Origin of the sequence: Thermoleptolyngbya sp. M55_K2018_002, from assembly GCF_015295965.1 — a bacterium.
GTDB classification, from domain to species: Bacteria; Cyanobacteriota; Cyanobacteriia; order Elainellales; family Elainellaceae; genus Thermoleptolyngbya; species Thermoleptolyngbya sichuanensis.
This window is the reverse complement of sequence record NZ_DVEA01000304.1, coordinates 1-2335: the sequence shown is the minus strand read 5'-3', so window position 1 is coordinate 2335 and position 2335 is coordinate 1. Positions and strand designations below refer to the sequence as shown.

1 protein-coding gene is annotated in these 2335 nt (G+C 58.6%); it reads left to right on the top strand.

Annotated elements, in window-relative coordinates; all coding sequences use genetic code 11:
• On the top strand, positions 1-2335 hold a 2335-nt coding region (locus tag IGS51_RS15505; RefSeq protein ID WP_297079567.1), incomplete at both ends, for an ATP-binding protein.

Genomic DNA, 2335 nt, shown 5'->3' with positions numbered 1-2335 from the left:
AGCCCCGCCGAAATTAACCAGCACCTCGAAGAACTGACCCAAACCACTGCGATTGACGAGTTCTGGATCACCGATCGCAATAGTCAGGTGGAGTATAAAAACCAGTCTGCTCAGGGAATTCAGCAACCCCAGGCCAGTAGCTTTCAATCTTTGCTGACGGGCGGCGCGGCAACGGTCGATGTGGACGCGCGGGCGCGAGACACCGACGGCAAGATGTTCAAGTATGTGGCCGTCACTGGGGTCGATCAGCCCCGCATTGTGCAAATCGGGCACGATGCCGAAATCCTTAAAACCCTGCCCCAGCAGATTGGGCTGGAGCGCCTGACCAATGAACTGGTGGATGGCGATGCGGTGGTGGGTATTCGGATTGTCGATCGCCAGCTCAACAACCTGGCCCGCAGCGTCACTTCCAGTAGCGGCAATATTGTCAACCTGTCGGCGGGCGATCGCACTAAGCTAATTCGCGTGTTGGAAACTGGACAGTCCGACACCTACCTAGACGAAAACCTGCTGAAGGTCGCCGTGCCGATTCGAGGCAACGCCAACTGGATTCAGGGGGCAACGCTGGTCTATCTATCCACCGATTCTCTTCGCAGCGCCCTCCAGCGCGATCTGTATCATGTTGCCCTGGCCTCAACGGGCATCATGGCCGCTGGCCTGTTGGGGTCGCTGCTCCTGTCGCGGCGCGTCACCCAGCCCGTCGCCCGCCTCACCGATGCCGCCGACGCAATCAAATCCGCCATCAAGACCGAAGAGTTTGACACAGAAACTCTGGCAGATGTGGCCAGCCGCCGAGATGAACTGGGCACGCTGGCGCGAGTGTTTCAGCGGATGGTAGGCGAAGTGCGCGATCGCGAGCAGGGGCTACACCAGGCCAAAGCCGAACTGCACCGCCGCGAAGAATATTTTCGCTCCATCATCGAAAACACCTCCGACATTGTAATGCTGCTCAGCGCCGACGGCCAGTTCCGCTACAGCAGCCCCGCCCTCAAAGCCGTCCTGGGCTACGAGCCGCAAAATGTGTACGGCAAGCCCCTGCTTGAGTTCGTCCATCCTGACGACCACACCACCGCCCGCATCGCCCTCAGCCACGCCGTCCACCAGCCAGGAATTACGCTGCCATTTCAGATCCAACTGCGACGCATTGACGGCTCCTGGGCCCGACTAGAGGCCGTGGGCACAAACCTATTGGATAATCCTGCGGTGGAAAGCATCATCCTCACGCTGCGCGACATCACCGAGCGCCAGCGGGCCGAGGAACTGCTGCGGCAAAAGGAAACGGCAGAGCAAGCAAACCGCGCCAAGAGCCAGTTTTTGGCGAACATGAGCCACGAACTCCGCACGCCGCTCAACGCCATCATTGGCTACAGCGAAATGCTGCAAGAAGAGGCAGAAGACCTGGGACAGGAGGATTTGGTTCCCGATTTGCAGAAAATCCACACCGCCGGACGACACCTGCTCAGCCTAATCAACGACATCCTCGATTTCTCGAAAATCGAAGCGGGCAAGATGGATTTGTATCTGGAGAAGTTTTGTCTGCCCGATTTGATTAACGAGGTTGTCCACACAGTCAGCCCGCTGGTCAGCAAGAACGACAATACCCTGGTGGTGGTTGCTGATCCCCAGCTAGACACGATGCACGCCGACCTGACCAAGGTGCGGCAAAATCTGCTGAACCTGCTGAGTAACGCCGCCAAATTTACCGAAAACGGCACGATTACGCTCACAGTCGAAAAGCACCTGCATCCCAAAACAACTCAACCCGCAATTTGCTTCCAGGTAACGGATACAGGCATCGGCATGACCGAGGCGCAGATGGAAAAGATGTTCCAAGCCTTTACCCAGGCAGACGCTTCGACCACGCGCAAGTATGGCGGCACGGGGCTGGGGCTGGCGATCGCCCAGCGGTTTTGTCAGATGATGGGGGGCAATATCACCGTCACCAGCACCCTGGGCAAGGGCAGTACGTTCACCATGACGCTGCCCCAGGTCGTTCATCATCCTGATGCTGCGCCCGATGCTGACGCAGATCAGATGGCATCGGTTGACGAGGGCGATGATTTTGGAGAGAGTCCGCCCCGCCCCGATTGCCCAATTCTGGTGATCGACGACGACCCGGCGATTCACGACCTGCTCCGCCGCCAGCTTGCCCGCGAGGGATATACCGTCCACAGCGCCCTCACCGCCGAGGAAGGGCTGGCCCTGGCGCAAAGCATCCGCCCTATCGCCATTACGCTAGATGTGATGATGCCCAAAATGGATGGCTGGATGCTGCTGTCGGCGTTTAAGAGCGATCCAGACCTGGCGGGCATTCCGGTGATCATGCTGACGATGC